A 13,929-nucleotide genomic window follows, 5' to 3' on the forward strand; every position below is an offset into this window, starting at 1 on the left:
CGCCCATCAAGCTAGCTGGCATGATGATCCGAGGATAGAAACATTGACGGGAGATGGATGTATGAGAGGACGGATGCGGGTATTGGCTATGACGGCGCTCATATTGCCCGGGCTTTGGGCCTGTGGTCATCTGGAAGACCAGCTGGACGAGGCCCAGGGGGATCTGGATCAGGCCGAACGGGAAGCCCGCCAGGAAGCTGAACGGCCGGAGCGTGAGGCGGAGCAGACTCGCCGGGAAGCCGAGTCGACCCAACGGGAAGCGGAAAGCGATGCCCGTGCCCCCGAAAGAGAGCTTGAGCGGCAAGAACGGGAGGCCCGCCATACCGCGGAACGACCCGAGCGGGAGACACGCGCGCGACAGGAAGCGCTCGAACAGGAGATCCGGGAGCTGGAACAGGAACTGGAGCGTGAAGAGGCCGATGTCCGTCACCAGGCCGGCGCTCCGGAGCGGGAATTGGAATCACGCCAGCGCGAGGCCGAGCGTCTGCGCCAGGCACCTGAACAACGGCTGAACACGGTACAGGAGGAATTGGAGACCCGGGAGCGGGAGCTGGAACAGGCGACAGACCGCCCGGCTGCCGAGCGCCGTGAAATCGAACGCGAAATTGCCCAACTGGAACGGGAACAGCAGGAACTGGAAGCGGAAGTGGATCAACAGACCGGACAGGGTCGCTGAACCTCCCATTGAATCGTCTTTGGCGCAGGAAAGTCATAGCAGGCGGGTCATGGCGTAGCCATGATCCGCCTGCTGGCATCTGACTTAGTAACCCTAGCGGGTATGGAAAACGACAGGGACTTCCCCGGCGCTGGAGACATCCACTTCCAGGTCTTTGAGCAGGCCGTCCTTGATATTGTAAATCCAGCCATGGACTTGCAGAGGCTGGTCCTGCGCCCAGGCATTTTGCACGGTTGCGCTGTGCGCAAGGTTGCGGACCTGGTTGATGACATTCAGCTCGCATAGTCGGTTGACCCGGGCGTCTTCATCCCCCAGGGCATCCACTTCCTCGGCATGGCGCAGGTAGATGTCTTTGATGTTGCGTAGCCAGTTGTGGATCAGGCCATGATCCTTTGCTTCCAGCGCGGCCTTTACCCCACCGCAGGCATAATGGCCACACACCACCACATGCCGAACCTTGAGTACGGCCACGGCAAACTGGATCACCGACTGGCAATTCATGTCGGTATGCAGCACCAAGTTGGCGATGTTGCGATGGACAAAAACCTCACCCGGCATCATGCCGGTGATTTGATTGGCCGGTACGCGGGAATCGGAACAGCCAATCCATAGAATATCCGGCTTCTGTTGCGCGGCCAGACGGTCAAAGAATTCTGGATCCTTTTCGCGGACGGAATTGGCCCAATCCCGGTTTCGTTGGAATATTTCTTTTTGAAAGCTCATGGCTGGATCTCCTCGTGGAATTCCTCGATCAGGGGTAGCAGCTTGTCCGGTGCTTCGAAATTCGGCGCATGACCCAGTTTCCCCACCATGGTGCGGCGTTGTTCCGGCAGGGCACGCCGGAAGGCCGCTTCCATGCGGTGACCGGCGATGGGATCTTCCGGGCCGGCCACTACCTGGAAGGGGCGTTGAGTTTCCTGCAGGCCCCGAATCCAGCGCTTGCCCCGGCGCATGAGTTCCTGATGGTAACGGGCATGGGCCGACCAGACGCGCCTGCCGCCATCCCGGGTCATCATCCGCCAGAGCCGATTGACCTCGGTGGGCGTGGGGCGGCTGTAAGGGCCTGACAGGTCATTGAGATAATCCCAGAACAGCTTTTTGGTGCCCAGATACTGGAAGAGTTCGCCAAACTGCATGGCCAGTAGTCGTTCCACCCGGGGGCGTTGAGAGAATTCGGCAAACAGGGGCGGATTGACCAGGAACAGACTGGCCGGGTCGATACGTGGATCACGGCCTTCCCGAAGACGTCCTTCCGCCCTTGCCATCAACTCAATACCGGCCATGGCGCCGATACCCTGACCCAGCACATGGAAGCGTTCGACAGAAAGTTCGGCCATGAGGCTTTCCAGGCGATCAGTATGGGCCACTACCGAGTAACGGGCATCCTTTGGCCGGTCGGAGTAGCCAAAGCCCAGCAAGTCCGGTATCACCATCCGGAACTGCCGACTCAGAGGCTCGACGAGCTTGTGCCAGCTCCAGGAGGCGCCGGCCATGCCATGCAGGCACAGCAGCACCGGGCCTTCGCCCTGTTCGTGGACGAAAACACGATGGCCGTCAATGTCGCGAAAGCCGTGTTGCTGATACCACTCGGAGGGTTTCATAAAAGCACTCGGTTCAAGGCCTCAAGGATAGAGTCGCTGAATCTGCCAATGTTCACCGTCTTTCAGATAGACAATGCGGTCATGGAGTCGGAAGGCTCCATCGTCCCAGAATTCGATTTCCCGGGGAATCAGTCGATACCCACCCCAATGCGGGGGGCGTGGGATGGGATCATTGCCAAATTCTTCATCCAGCTGGGCGACCCGTTTGGATAATGTATCAGGGCTGTCCAGGGGGCGGCTTTGCTGGGAGGCCCAGGCCCCCAGCTGACTGCCCCGGGGACGACCGGCGAAATAGGCATCGGATTCCCGCTCGGCCACTTTCTCCACCTGGCCGCAGACGCGGATTTGGCGGCGCAGTTTGTCCCACCAGAAGAGCAGGGCCCCATGGGGATTCTCATGCAGTTCCCGGGCCTTGCGGGACGTGTAGTTGCTATAGAAGACAAAACCCCGACGGTCCCAGTGCTTGAGCAGGACAATGCGGTTGGAGGGGCGTCCTTGGGCATCGGCGGTGGCCAGGCTCATGCCGCTGGGTTCCTTCATGCCTGATTCCGCCTGGGCCTGGGCCCACCATTGGCGGAACAACTCATAGGGGTCATTGGGGATTTGGGACTCGTCGATACCGCTGCCACTCATCGCTGGCTCCTCGTTCAGGTCAAAGACGCATGATCGCACCGAGAGCCGAATTCTACCTTGATTGTGCTCAGCTTTGGATTCTGCCGCGTTGTTTGTGGGTATGTGGTTTGGCCTCGGGTGAGGGCAGGGTGGTGGCCAGCAGGGCGGACAGCAGCACGAAGGCGGTGGCGGCCACCAGGCAGGCCACCATGCCCTGTTGTTGGTAGATCAGACCGGACAGCAGGGTACCCACCAGTCTGCCGGCCGCATTGGCCATGTAATAAAAGCCCACATCCAGAGAGACGCCGTCTTCCCGGGCATATTCCAGAATCAGCCAGGAGTGCAGGGAGGAGTTAATGGCGAACAGAAAAGCAAACAGGCTAAGCCCAATCATCAGGCTGGTGGCCGGATAGAGATCATGGGCCAGACTGACCGCCAACAGACCGGGTGCGGCCGCCAGCAGCAGGGCCCACAAAATGGTAGCGCGTTTGCCGCGCCGGGCTGCGTCATTGCCCTGAAGTCGGACAAAACGGGGCGCGCCGGACTGGATCAGGCCATAGAAGATAATCCAGCCCGCCATAAAGGCCCCGGTCTGGGTATGACTCCAGCCCAGCACCCCATGCAGGAAAACCGGCAGGGCCACCACGAACCAGATGTCCCGGGCACCGAAGAGGAAGAAGCGTGCGGCCGAGAGAAAGTTCACGGCCCGGCTCTTGGACAGAATGTGCTTGAAGGGGGTCTTCTGCTTGGCTTGACCAATGCCTTTTTTCAGCAGCAACAGCGAAAGCAGCAGGAAGAGACCGATCCAAGCGGCCATCACCAGCATGCCGGCCCGAAATCCGATGGTTGCCAGCAGGGCACTGCCAATGAAAAAACCAACCCCTTTCAAGGCATTCTTGGAGCCGGTCAGGGCCGCCACCCATTTGAACAGGCGGCCACTCTCACCATTCGGCGCCAGGAGCTTGACGCTGCTCTTGGCGCTCATCTTGTTCAGGTCCTTGGCAATGCCTGACAGGGCCTGGGCGAGCATGACATACACCACGCTTAGCCAGGCGTCCGGGACGGTCAGCATCAACAGAGCCACAATCTGGATCAGCATGCCGGCATAGAGGGTGCGGTGGAGACCGAAACGGGCCCCGATCCATCCCCCCAGCAGATTGGTAATCACGCCAAACAGCTCGTACAGCACGAACAACAGTGCCACTTCAAAGGGGGAGTAGCCCAGCTGATAGAAGTAGAGCAGCACCAGCATGCGCAGGGCGCCATCGGTGAGGGTGAATGACCAATAGGCCATGGTCACCACCATGTATTGGCGCAGGGCTTCGGGCAGTTGCTTGATGCGTTGGATCATGGTTGCTACTCAGGCAATACGTCGGGCCAGGTCCAGCATGCGGCAGACGTAGCCCGTTTCATTGTCGTACCAGGCCACCACCTTCAGCTGTGTGCCGTCCACCACCATGGTGGATTGGGCATCCACGATGGAGGAGCGCCTATCACCACGGTAATCGCTGGAGACCAGGGGACGATCCTCATAGCCGAGAATCCCGGCCAGCGGGCCTTCATTGGCCGCCTTCAAGGCCTGGTTGACCATATATTCATCCACCGTCTGATTCAGCTCGAAGACCGCATCGGTCAGCGAGGCATTGAGAATGGGGACCCGTACTGCCATGCCGTTGAGGCGACCCTTCAATTCGGGGAATATTTCGGTGATGGCCTTGGCCGAGCCAGTGGTGGTGGGGATGAGGTTTTCCCCGGTGGCCCGTGCCCGTCGAAAATCCTTGTGGGCCGAGTCGATGACCCGCTGGGTGTTGGTGGCATCGTGGATGGTGGTGATGGCCCCATGCCGGATGCCGAACTGTTCATGAATGACTTTCACCACGGGGGCCGATACCACTACATGATTGACGGTTTCAAGCCAGGGGGGAAGGCTGTCCTGGTCGCGATACTGTCCGGAGCATTCCAGGGCCAGTGCCGCCTGGCAATCCTGGGTCAGGGCTTCAGCGAGTCATGCTGGCTGAAACGGATCCGATGGGAGCTTCTTAGCTGATTGAACAGGCCTTCGGGGCAGGCCTCGGGGTTGCCGTCGCAGCAATCCTCGAAGAGATGGGCCATCAGGGCGTTCATGGTTTCCAGTCGGACTTGGTAGAGACGGCGACGCCCGTCCCGGCGATGGCGGATAAGCCCCGCCCGCCCTCGATGGATTCTCTAGTCGCCGCTGTTATCGTCACTCTCTCCTAGTCGGGCCTCCATGCGGCTCCTGAATTGCCGAATTCGTTCCGCATTGGTTCCTACATCTGAGCGGCCCACCCGGGATTTGGAACGAATATCCAGCTCACTGCCATCCGTTGTGTCCCGAATGCGGATGACCACATCGTCCTTGAAACCAAACCAGCGAGTGGTGGCGGTAGCCTCGATGCGTCCTTCGCCGGCATCCACGCTCACCAATTCCCAGCCCATCTCCTGGCTCACCGTCACCGCCGTATCCATCACCATCTCCGGAGCGGTGGTGAACTGCAGGGTGTCGATATCTGGATAGGCCTCCCGTTGCTGTTCAGCGGTTTCCTCGCCGGAGTATTCCACCGGATTGGGGGCATCCTCGCGCAGAGGGGCGATATCCTGGAAAGCCGGTGGGTTGGTGGTATCGGTGGTAATGTCGTGAATCGGCGGCACCGAATCAGCCTTCTGCTGCCAGTTAAAGGGGATGGCGGCCGTGGTGGTGCCAAGAATAATGGCCAGGCCCGCCAGCACAATGGCGCGTCTTGTCTCACCCACGTAGAAAGCCAGGCCCAACACGGGCAGCCCCAGAAGGGCAATCAGCAGTCCGGCCCAGGCGGCATATCGCAGTAGGCTGAAAGCGGCGGACAACTCCAGCAGCTCAAAGCGGTAGCTGGGGCCGGCTGAGATCAGGGCAATGCCGGCGATCAGGCTGGCGAGCAGCAGCAGAGCAGCAATGGGGGGCAAGCGCTTTCGAATGGTGCTTAGGCGTGCCTTAAACATGGTTGCTTATCCCAGGATCAAGTATTGTTTGAGTATAGCGTTGTTGAACAGGGAGTCATCCCGTCTGACCGGCGGCCCGGGGCATGGGAGCGGCTTCCTCTTCGCTCAAGGCACCCCCGCAACTGGACCCCTGACCGGCAGTACAACCATAGCAATGGCCCGAGACGCGAATCGGGTCACCGCGCAAGTCCCGGTCCAGCAGTTCGGACAGATGGGTTCGTTTGCCCCCCAGCCCCATTCCCAACATCTGATTGAAATCACAATCATACACATAACCCTGCCAGTCCACGCTGATCAGGCTCCGGCACATGACCTGGGCCATGTTCTCGGAGCGATGGGCGCCCTGCAGGGTATCCATGTAGTCATCGAACTGGTTGGTAGAGAGCAGCAGGCTGCCCCAACGCTTGATGGGCATATTAGTCAGGGCGAACAGGCGGTTGAAACGAATACCGAACTGTTTCCACAAAAACTGCTTGTAGTTCTGCTCCAGCTGATTTTGATCCGGAGGCAGATGGGCACCTACCGGGTTGTAGACCAGGTCCAGCTCCAGGCCACTATCGGGGTCACCGTAGCCCTGTTCATTGAGTTTCTGCAGTCCGGCGATGCTCTTGTCGAAACTCCCCTTGCCCCGTTGTTTTTCCACATTGTCGGATTGGTAGCAGGGCAGGGAAGCCACCACCTGAACCCGATGCTCGGCCAGGAAGGCGGGAATCCAGTGGTAGCCTTGTTCCTCGATAATGGTGGGATTACAGCGATCCATCAGCTGAATGCCCATGGCATGGGCCCGGCTGAACAGCGTCCTGAAATGGGGGTTCATCTCTGGTGAGCCGCCGGTAACATCCAGGGTTTCAATGTCCTGACGCTGCATGAAGGCTAAAGCGGTCTCCATGGTCTCCCAGTCCATCAGCTCGGTGCGATTGGGACCGGCGGCCACATGGCAATGAACACAGGAGAGATTGCAGAGATAACCCAGGTTCATCTGCAGGGTTTGAATACGGTCCCGTCGCAGGCCCGGGAAGGGAATCTGCTCCAGTCGATCCAGGGTGTCTCTCATGGGGCGCTCCGCTACCTTGAATTCGCTGTATGGTGCTTTCTATGACAGGATTCACTGTAACAGTTCCTCGAGAGTGACGTCCCACTCCCCCGTGCAAACGATAATAACCGGGAGTTCAACGTGCTGAAAAAGACCCTGCTTGCCTTGGCCATACTGGCCCTGTTGATGGTTGTTTACGGTCTGGACTTGCATCAGTACCTGGATTTGGCTGCCCTGCAGGAACGCCGTGGGGAACTGGATGGCCTGTTGGATGCCCACCCCTTGTGGTTCATGCTGGGCTTCTTCCTGGTGTATGTGGTGGTAACCGCCCTTTCCATCCCCGGGGCCGCGGTGATGACCCTGGCGGGCGGTTTTCTTTTCGGTTTGCTTTGGGGGGCCTTGCTGGTTTCCCTGGCCTCCACTTTGGGCGCCACCCTGGCCTTTATGATTGCCCGCTTTCTTTTTCATGACGCGGTGCAACAGCGCTACGGGGACAAGCTGCGGACCCTGAACCGGGGTATTGAGCGGGAAGGGGCCTTCTATCTCTTTGCCCTGCGTCTGGTGCCTATTTTCCCCTTTTTCGTGATCAATATCGCCATGGCCCTGACACCGCTCAAGGCAATGCCCTTCATGTTGGTGAGCTGGGTGGGCATGTTGCCGGCCACGGTGGTGTATGTGAACGCCGGCACGCAACTGGCTCGCATCGACAGTGCCGGGGATGTCCTGTCCCCGGTCTTGATCGGCTCTTTTGTGTTGTTGGGGCTTTTCCCGTTGATCACCAAGCGCATCATGGAGTGGACAAAGCGCCGCCGGGCGCTGAAAGGCTGGAAAAAGCCCTCCACATTTGATCGCAACCTGGTGGTGATCGGCGCCGGTTCGGGTGGTCTGGTGGCGGCTCTGATCGCGGCCACCGTCAAGGCCCGGGTGAGTCTCATCGAACGGGACAAGATGGGGGGGGATTGCCTCAATACCGGCTGTGTGCCTTCCAAGGCTCTGATCCGTTCTGCCGCCTTCATGGCCCAGGCAAAGAAGGCTGACCAGCTGGGGTTCAGTCAAGTCCAGGCCACCGTCAACCTCAAGGATGTGATGGCGCGGGTGCAACGGGTGATCAAGACCATCGAGCCCCATGATTCCGTGGAGCGTTTTGAAAGTCTGGGCGTGGATTGCATTCAGGGCGAGGCCCGGATTATTTCACCCTGGGAAGTGGAAGTAGAAGGTCGTCGACTGACCACCCGCAACATCATCGTGGCCACCGGATCGGCGCCGTTTGTGCCGCCCATTCCGGGCCTGGATGAAATCGATTACCTCACCACCGACAGCCTCTGGTCCCTGGAGACCCAAGCCCGGCGGCTGGTGGTGCTGGGAGGTGGACCCATCGGATGTGAATTATCCCAGGCCTTTGCCCGGCTGGGTAGCAAGGTAACGCAGGTAGAGATGGCCGGTCAGTTGCTGGGGCGCGAGGACGAGGATGCCGCCGAGTTTACTCGCCAGAACCTGTTGAATGATGGCGTTGATGTGCGTCTAAACCACAAGGCTACTCGTGTTGAGGCGCTGGATGAAGGTGGCTTCCGTCTTCATCTTCAGACGCCAGAGGGGGAAATCACGGTTGAAGGGGATCGATTGCTAGTGGCGGTGGGGCGACGCGCAGTCACCGAGAAGTTGGGCCTGGGGCAGCTCGGTATTACCACCCGGCCCAACGGCACCATTGAAACCGATGCGTTTCTTCGCACTCGGGTGCCCAATATCTTTGCCTGCGGGGACGTGGCCGGCCCGTTCCAGTTCACCCATGCCGCCTCCCACCAGGCTTGGCATGCGGCGGTTAACGCTCTGTTCGGCTGGGCCAAGCGATTCCGGGTGGATTATCGTTTTCTGCCCTGGGTGACCTTCACTGAGCCTCAGGTGGCCCGCTTGGGGCTGAACGAGCGGGATGCCCAAGAGCGGGGCGTGACGGTGGAAGTGACCCGCTATGACTTCGCCGAACTGGACCGGGCCATTGCCGATGAATCGGCCAGCGGCTTTGTAAAAGTGCTTACCCCCCCGGGCAAGGACCGGATTCTGGGAGCGACCATTGTGGGGCCCCAGGCCGGGGAATTGATCAGCCAGTTTACCTTGGCCATGAAGAATGGCATTGGCCTGAACAAGCTGTTATCAACCATCTACCCCTATCCCACCCTGGGCGAGGCCAACAAGTTTGCTGCCGGCAACTGGAAGAAAGCCCATGCACCCCAGGGGGTTCTGCGTCTGATGGAGAGGCTGTTTCGCTGGCAGTGCTAGTCGCTTGGCCCTGCAGGTGGGCGGATAGTTACTACCAGTGGATCTGGGCACCCAGGCGCCATTGACTGTCATCACCGTGATAATCGTAACTGGCGGTGATGGCTATCTGGCCTGATACTGTCAGGCGACCGTGGATGCGCATCATGGATTCGCCCTGTTCCGGATCGAGGCGGCTACGACTGCCCAGCCTGGGGCCACCACCCAGCTCAAAGCGGGGGCTGATCTGGGTGCGCACCCCGACGGCGGCCACAAGGGATCGTTGACTTTCATTGCCACCCACTCGAACAACGGCGGGACCACCTTCCATATACAACATGCCTTCATCGGTAACCCGGTAGCCCCCACCGAGTAGCAGAGCGGTGTATTCTCGCTGGATCCGCTGCTCATTTTCGAAAGGGTCAGTGGACAGGTCGTCCCGTTCCACGGCCAGCCAGATATCTTCCTCACCCATGAGGGTGAGACTGATGCGTCCACTGATGCCCGTGGCGGACTCCCCCTCATCCGGGTTCATACGACTGTTTTCCAGCTGTAGATAGCTGTGGGGAAAGGGACGCTCCTGAGCCTGGCCGACGCCCCAGAGGCTGGCCAGGCCCAGGGCCAATGCGCTGATCAGAAAGCGGTTACTCATCAAGGCTCTCCCGGGAGCGAATGCAAGGCAAAGACGAAGCCTACACCAGGCGTCGGACTCGGTGCGAGTGACTATTCGTCTTCTTCCAGATATTCATCCGACAACTCATTTTGCAGGCGACGCGCCTCCATGTACTCTTCCACCGAGCGCCACTGGCTTTGCCGTTGGCTGTTTTTGGGTGCGGGGCGATTGGCCGGTTCCGTGGCGGCAAACAGCTTTTCCAGTTCATCGGCCTCACTCAAGTCCAGGTCGTCATCCAGGTCATGGTTATCAACGTTCTTCTTCTTGGATGCCATCTTCTTGCGATCCTCCAGAAATGCCAATCCAGGGCCGGCCCCACCATGGGGCACTTTTCGGGCGGAGGACTTTATATAGATTCTTTCCCAAGAAGGAAAGCCCCGGCGGCGAAAAATGTTCCGGCCGCTGCTGGTCATAGAGACCGGAATTCTGTCTTTGTCGTTAAACTTCATACAGAATCAGTGCGGCCGCTGCCCGAGGTTAGGTGGTAACGCTGAATGGCGCGTCCAGGCGAGACGCCATGGACCTTCATGATGTCCACCGCATCGGCGGTCCGCAGGCTGGCGGAAAGGTTGTGATCCTTGTGAACATTGTCCATCAGGACCGTCAGATCGGGTTGGCGACGTGCCAGAGTGGTTTTGAGTTTCTCGAATCGTTCAGGGGACATGGTTTTGAACCCAGCGCCTGTCTGAAAATTCGAAATAGCCTATCATGGGCAAGCGAATTCATCGGGAGGGTTTTTCATGTACAGAGAGACCTTGCAGCTGGACATGCCGGGCCGGGGTACACGGGAGATTACCGGCGAGGTAGAGGCCGCAGTGGCACGCAGCGGCACACGCACCGGCCTCTGTCATGTTTTCTGTCTGCATACCAGCGCTTCACTGGTGATCTGCGAGAATGCCGATCCCACCGTGCGGGATGACATGGAACGGTTTCTCAGCCGCCTGGTACCGGACGGTGACCCCCTGTTTCAGCACGATGCAGAAGGGCTGGATGACATGCCGGCCCATGTTCGGTCCATGCTGACCCAGACTGCGCTTACCCTGCCCGTGGAGCAGGGAAGATTACTCACGGGCAACTGGCAAGGGCTCTACCTTTATGAGCACCGTAGCGGCGCCCATCACCGCAAGGTAGTTGTTTCCGTTTACTGAGGAGTCTGATTTGAATCTCTGGTTTCGAATGATCCGGGTCATTCTGCGGGCCGTTTTGGGGAAGAATCTATCGCCCCTGGAGACCTCCCGGGTGCATTTCCGGGTCTGGCCCCATGACCTGGATATCAATATGCACATGAATAATGGGCGTTACCTGACCCTGATGGATTTGGGGCGACTGGATCTGATGATCCGCACGGGCATGGGGCGATTGGTCCTGCGGGAGAAATGGATGCCAGTGGCCGCTTCGGCCATGGTTCGGTTTCGGCGTCCGCTGCTTCCCTTCCGCTCGTTTCAGCTGGAGTCCCGGCTGCTTTGCTGGGATGATAAGTGGTTCTTTCTGGAGCAACGCCTGGTGCGGGGCGGGCGGACCATCGCCTTTGCTCTGCTCAAGGGGTGCATCCGCCGTTCGGGCGGACATGTACCACCTGGCGATATTTTTCAGCAGGTGTTGGATGAGCCCTTGGCTTCTCCGCCCATGCCCGAAGCCGTGCGCCACTGGATCGAGACCGAAGAAGACATTCAAGTACCCGAGGGGGAACTGTCATGAGCCAGGACCAGATTAAGATTCGCCCCGCACAGCCCGATGATGCGGCGGTGATTGTGGATTTCAATCGTCAGCTGGCCCAGGAAACTGAAGGCTTGATACTGGATGAATCCCGGGTCCGTCCGGGGGTGGAGGCGGTACTGGTTAATCCCAGCCTGGGCCGCTATTTCATCTCGGAGCTTGCCGGCGAGGTGGTGGGCCAGATCGGGTTGACCTATGAGTGGAGTGACTGGCGCAATGGTCATTTCTGGTGGATCCAGAGTGTCTATGTGTTGCCCCAAGCTCGCCGGGCAGGTGTATTCCGTGCCCTCTATCATCATGTGGAAGCCATGGCCCTGGAAGACCCGGCCTGTACAGGCTTGCGGCTATATGTCGAGCCGGAGAATCAACGCGCCATCGATACCTACAAGGCCCTGGGCCTGTCAGATGCCCCCTACCGCATGCTGGAGTTGGATTTCTCCGAGCCCGAACGGGATTGAGGCCAGCCGCTGGTATTTTCCCGCAGCCGGGTGCTAGAATCCTCCGCCTAATGGGGCCGTAGCTCAGTTGGGAGAGCGCAGCAATCGCACTGCTGAGGTCAGGGGTTCGACTCCCCTCGGCTCCACCATATTTCAAATAAAATCAGTAAGTAAGGCGGCATGAGGCTGTTAACCCCTTATCCGGGCCCACAAAAAAATTGCGCTTCCAGCCAGCTTTATCCAAGGGCTTGTCCATTCGGGCAGGCCCTTTCTTTTATATCCCAATGGGCAAAAATGCTTATCCCTATGACACCTCGAACCTCGCCATCATATTCTCCTCCGATGGATCGCGGTGGTGTTGAGATGAAATAAGGTAGGCGTTTGCCAGCCCCTCAGTAGGGGCTGGCAATGGTGGCGGAAGAATTGTGGGTGTCCTGGGCTGAACGGCCGTTGAGGGTGCGTCGGAGTTCATTGGTATTCTCGCGAAGTCGATCGACAATGTTGAAGATCTCTTCTGCGCCCCGCGCGTTGGACTGCGCAGCCCGATCAATTTCCTCTGATGCGGAAGTGAATTCAGCCATATTGGTGGTTTGTCGTCCAAGATCTTCAGCAATGGCCTGGATGCGTTCGGCTACATCCAGCACGAAACTGTCGCCCTTTGTGATAGTGCCCGTGGCCTGCTGAACCAAGTATTTTATGTTCTCCGAAGAGTCCTTGGTTTTAGCCGACAAGGCTCGGACTTCATTGGCTACCACCGCAAACCCCTTGCCATTTTCACCTGCACGAGCTGCCTCAACGGAGGCATTCAGGGACAACAGGTTGGTCTGAAAGGCGATATCGTTAATCAGGTCAACGATTTTGGCGATTTCCTGCGAGGCAGCGCCGATGTTTTGCATTGCCGCTGTCAGAGATAAGGTTTCCTCCGTGCTATTTTCCACGGTCTCATTATTGCTTCCATTGTTACCAACGGTGATGTCTGCCGTTTCTTTAACCCGTTCGTCATTCTTGGACACAGACTGACGGATATGTAGAAGGGTTGCGTTCATCTGCTGAATGGAAGCGGCTTCCTGTTGGGCGGAGCTAGACAGGCTCTCGGCCTTCGACCGCAGACGGTCCATAGCCTCCCCGAACTCTTCGCAGGTCACGGTTACTCTTTCCAGCAGTTCCCGCAGGAAATTCTTCGCGGAATTAACGTGGTCGGACAGGTCTTCTTTCTCATTATGGATTTGGATGATCTGTTCCAGGTCGCCCAGTTCTCCGAGTAGATCCACCAGGAAGCCATCGGAAACAGCTTGCATATCCAGTAGCATGAGTCGCGTCAGCGCTCTCCGGGCACGATTGCGGAACCAGGGGCGAAAGAAGAAATCCCGCCGCAGCTGCTGCTCGATTAGATCCATATAGAGGGCATAGCTGCCCATGTACCATTTCTGGGGTAGGCCGATCTGATTGTGCAGTTGACCGACTCGAAGGCGGCGTTCGAAATACTTAAGGTCGATGCCTTCTTCTCCCGCCATTCCCCACTGCAGCATGTACTCGGTTTGGGCAGACTCCAGGTGTTCACGCAGACGTTCCAGGTCCGTGTTATTACGTTCGGCATAGAGTCTGAAGAACTCAAGGCTGGCTTCGTGATCAAACTGGAAGGCATAAAATGCCTTAGCGATAGAGTTGGCCCGTTTATCCAGCCAGGGCTTGAGGCGTCGAAGGGTGCTCTGTTCTTTCTTGCCCAGTCCTAGAAAGCTCAGGCGAAGGGACAGATTCACTGGGTTGATCCGCAGCTTTTCACAAAGCATGGCGCCTCCCTTGCCGCTTTTGCGGTGGTCGTCCCCTGTTTAGCCAGAAGGGTGGAAAAAGGTGATAACACTATCGTCTAATGTTTGATGAAACAGACGATTTTTCCATGGTGGTTTTCACCATACAGTTTGGGGGCTATTTCG

Annotated in this window: 16 protein-coding genes, 1 tRNA gene and 1 pseudogene; 6 read left to right on the forward strand and 12 right to left on the reverse strand. The window is 58.4% G+C overall.

All coding sequences use genetic code 11. From position 1 onward, the window contains the following. The first annotated feature begins 61 nt into the window (after positions 1-61). Positions 62-676 carry a hypothetical protein gene (locus J2T60_RS01660; protein WP_253444540.1) on the forward strand — a complete coding sequence of 205 codons (615 nt, stop codon included), beginning with the start codon at positions 62-64 and terminating at the stop codon, positions 674-676. A 93-nt stretch (positions 677-769) separates the two neighbouring features. Here J2T60_RS01660 and can read toward each other — a convergent pair whose 3' ends face one another. The 8 genes and pseudogenes from can to arsS form a co-directional block, all read right to left on the reverse strand. Further along, positions 770-1,399, reverse strand: coding sequence for a carbonate dehydratase (can, locus tag J2T60_RS01665; RefSeq protein WP_253444543.1), 630 nt, complete (start codon positions 1,397-1,399; stop codon positions 770-772). After that, positions 1,396-2,277, reverse strand: coding sequence for an alpha/beta fold hydrolase (locus J2T60_RS01670; protein WP_253444546.1), 882 nt, complete (start codon positions 2,275-2,277; stop codon positions 1,396-1,398). The genes can and J2T60_RS01670 overlap by 4 nt, the downstream gene beginning before the upstream one ends. Before the next feature lie 21 nt (positions 2,278-2,298). Next, positions 2,299-2,910 (reverse strand): pyridoxamine 5'-phosphate oxidase, encoded by a 612-nt coding sequence (pdxH, locus tag J2T60_RS01675; RefSeq protein WP_253444550.1) that lies wholly within the window; start codon positions 2,908-2,910, stop codon positions 2,299-2,301. A gap of 67 nt (positions 2,911-2,977) precedes the next feature. Further along, positions 2,978-4,237, reverse strand: a complete 1,260-nt coding sequence (gene arsJ, locus J2T60_RS01680) for an organoarsenical effux MFS transporter ArsJ (protein WP_445376047.1) — start codon at positions 4,235-4,237, stop codon at positions 2,978-2,980. 12 nt (positions 4,238-4,249) lie between these two features. Further along, positions 4,250-4,774 (reverse strand): annotated as a pseudogene (locus J2T60_RS01685) (type I glyceraldehyde-3-phosphate dehydrogenase); the annotation flags it as partial. Between the two features lie 104 nt (positions 4,775-4,878). After that, positions 4,879-5,013: a hypothetical protein gene (locus J2T60_RS13265; protein WP_301288286.1), complete on the reverse strand. Its 135-nt coding sequence runs from the start codon at positions 5,011-5,013 to the stop codon at positions 4,879-4,881. Positions 5,014-5,094: 81 nt separating this feature from the next. Next, the gene (locus J2T60_RS01690) at positions 5,095-5,886 is read right to left on the reverse strand and encodes a DUF1499 domain-containing protein (protein ID WP_253444556.1); all 792 of its coding nucleotides are present in this window, start codon (positions 5,884-5,886) and stop codon (positions 5,095-5,097) included. Between the two features lie 55 nt (positions 5,887-5,941). After that, the gene (arsS, locus tag J2T60_RS01695; RefSeq protein ID WP_253444559.1) at positions 5,942-6,940 is read right to left on the reverse strand and encodes an arsenosugar biosynthesis radical SAM (seleno)protein ArsS; all 999 of its coding nucleotides are present in this window, start codon (positions 6,938-6,940) and stop codon (positions 5,942-5,944) included. 165 nt (positions 6,941-7,105) lie between these two features. Between arsS and J2T60_RS01700 the strand changes: the two genes are divergently transcribed. Beyond that, on the forward strand, positions 7,106-9,193 hold the full coding sequence (locus tag J2T60_RS01700) for a dihydrolipoyl dehydrogenase family protein (protein WP_301288341.1): 2,088 nt from the start codon (positions 7,106-7,108) through the stop codon (positions 9,191-9,193). Positions 9,194-9,224: 31 nt separating this feature from the next. On the opposite strand, the gene J2T60_RS01705 is transcribed toward J2T60_RS01700, so the two are convergent. The 3 genes from J2T60_RS01705 to J2T60_RS01715 form a co-directional block, all read right to left on the reverse strand. Continuing rightward, the gene (locus tag J2T60_RS01705; protein WP_253444565.1) at positions 9,225-9,821 is read right to left on the reverse strand and encodes a hypothetical protein; all 597 of its coding nucleotides are present in this window, start codon (positions 9,819-9,821) and stop codon (positions 9,225-9,227) included. 71 nt (positions 9,822-9,892) lie between these two features. Further along, positions 9,893-10,117, reverse strand: a complete 225-nt coding sequence (locus J2T60_RS01710; RefSeq protein ID WP_253444568.1) for a hypothetical protein — start codon at positions 10,115-10,117, stop codon at positions 9,893-9,895. Positions 10,118-10,287: 170 nt separating this feature from the next. After that, the gene (locus tag J2T60_RS01715) at positions 10,288-10,506 is read right to left on the reverse strand and encodes an RNA methyltransferase (RefSeq protein WP_253444571.1); all 219 of its coding nucleotides are present in this window, start codon (positions 10,504-10,506) and stop codon (positions 10,288-10,290) included. Positions 10,507-10,582: 76 nt separating this feature from the next. On the opposite strand from J2T60_RS01715, the gene J2T60_RS01720 reads away from it, so the two are divergent. The 4 genes from J2T60_RS01720 to J2T60_RS01735 all read left to right on the forward strand — a co-directional run bounded on the left by J2T60_RS01720 (position 10,583) and on the right by J2T60_RS01735 (position 12,144). Beyond that, entirely contained in the window at positions 10,583-10,990 is a 408-nt protein-coding gene (locus tag J2T60_RS01720; protein ID WP_253444574.1) for a secondary thiamine-phosphate synthase enzyme YjbQ, read from the forward strand. 10 nt (positions 10,991-11,000) lie between these two features. Further along, positions 11,001-11,540, forward strand: a complete 540-nt coding sequence (locus J2T60_RS01725; protein ID WP_253444577.1) for a thioesterase family protein — start codon at positions 11,001-11,003, stop codon at positions 11,538-11,540. Continuing rightward, positions 11,537-12,016, forward strand: a complete 480-nt coding sequence (locus J2T60_RS01730; protein WP_253444580.1) for a GNAT family N-acetyltransferase — start codon at positions 11,537-11,539, stop codon at positions 12,014-12,016. The genes J2T60_RS01725 and J2T60_RS01730 overlap by 4 nt, the downstream gene beginning before the upstream one ends. Before the next feature lie 52 nt (positions 12,017-12,068). Next, positions 12,069-12,144 (forward strand) — tRNA-Ala (locus J2T60_RS01735). A 243-nt stretch (positions 12,145-12,387) separates the two neighbouring features. Here J2T60_RS01735 and J2T60_RS01740 read toward each other — a convergent pair. Continuing rightward, a complete protein-coding gene (locus J2T60_RS01740) occupies positions 12,388-13,785 on the reverse strand; it encodes a methyl-accepting chemotaxis protein (RefSeq protein ID WP_253444583.1) in 1,398 nt (465 codons plus the stop codon). Positions 13,786-13,929 lie beyond the last annotated feature (144 nt).

It is taken from the genome of Natronospira proteinivora (assembly GCF_024170465.1).
GTDB lineage: Bacteria > Pseudomonadota > Gammaproteobacteria > Natronospirales > Natronospiraceae > Natronospira > Natronospira proteinivora.

Bases quoted from the DNA above. Each gene is read 5' to 3' on its own strand.
- J2T60_RS01660 (WP_253444540.1), top strand. From the start codon at position 62: ATGAGAGGACGGATGCGGGTATTGGCTATGACGGCGCTCATATTGCCC.
- can (WP_253444543.1), bottom strand. From the start codon at position 1,399: ATGAGCTTTCAAAAAGAAATATTCCAACGAAACCGGGATTGGGCCAAT.
- J2T60_RS01670 (WP_253444546.1), bottom strand. From the start codon at position 2,277: ATGAAACCCTCCGAGTGGTATCAGCAACACGGCTTTCGCGACATTGAC.
- pdxH (WP_253444550.1), bottom strand. From the start codon at position 2,910: ATGAGTGGCAGCGGTATCGACGAGTCCCAAATCCCCAATGACCCCTAT.
- J2T60_RS13265 (WP_301288286.1), bottom strand. From the start codon at position 5,013: ATGAACGCCCTGATGGCCCATCTCTTCGAGGATTGCTGCGACGGCAAC.
- J2T60_RS01690 (WP_253444556.1), bottom strand. From the start codon at position 5,886: ATGTTTAAGGCACGCCTAAGCACCATTCGAAAGCGCTTGCCCCCCATT.
- arsS (WP_253444559.1), bottom strand. From the start codon at position 6,940: ATGAGAGACACCCTGGATCGACTGGAGCAGATTCCCTTCCCGGGCCTG.
- J2T60_RS01700 (WP_301288341.1), top strand. From the start codon at position 7,106: ATGGTTGTTTACGGTCTGGACTTGCATCAGTACCTGGATTTGGCTGCC.
- J2T60_RS01705 (WP_253444565.1), bottom strand. From the start codon at position 9,821: ATGAGTAACCGCTTTCTGATCAGCGCATTGGCCCTGGGCCTGGCCAGC.
- J2T60_RS01710 (WP_253444568.1), bottom strand. From the start codon at position 10,117: ATGGCATCCAAGAAGAAGAACGTTGATAACCATGACCTGGATGACGAC.
- J2T60_RS01715 (WP_253444571.1), bottom strand. From the start codon at position 10,506: ATGTCCCCTGAACGATTCGAGAAACTCAAAACCACTCTGGCACGTCGC.
- J2T60_RS01720 (WP_253444574.1), top strand. From the start codon at position 10,583: ATGTACAGAGAGACCTTGCAGCTGGACATGCCGGGCCGGGGTACACGG.
- J2T60_RS01730 (WP_253444580.1), top strand. From the start codon at position 11,537: ATGAGCCAGGACCAGATTAAGATTCGCCCCGCACAGCCCGATGATGCG.
- J2T60_RS01740 (WP_253444583.1), bottom strand. From the start codon at position 13,785: ATGCTTTGTGAAAAGCTGCGGATCAACCCAGTGAATCTGTCCCTTCGC.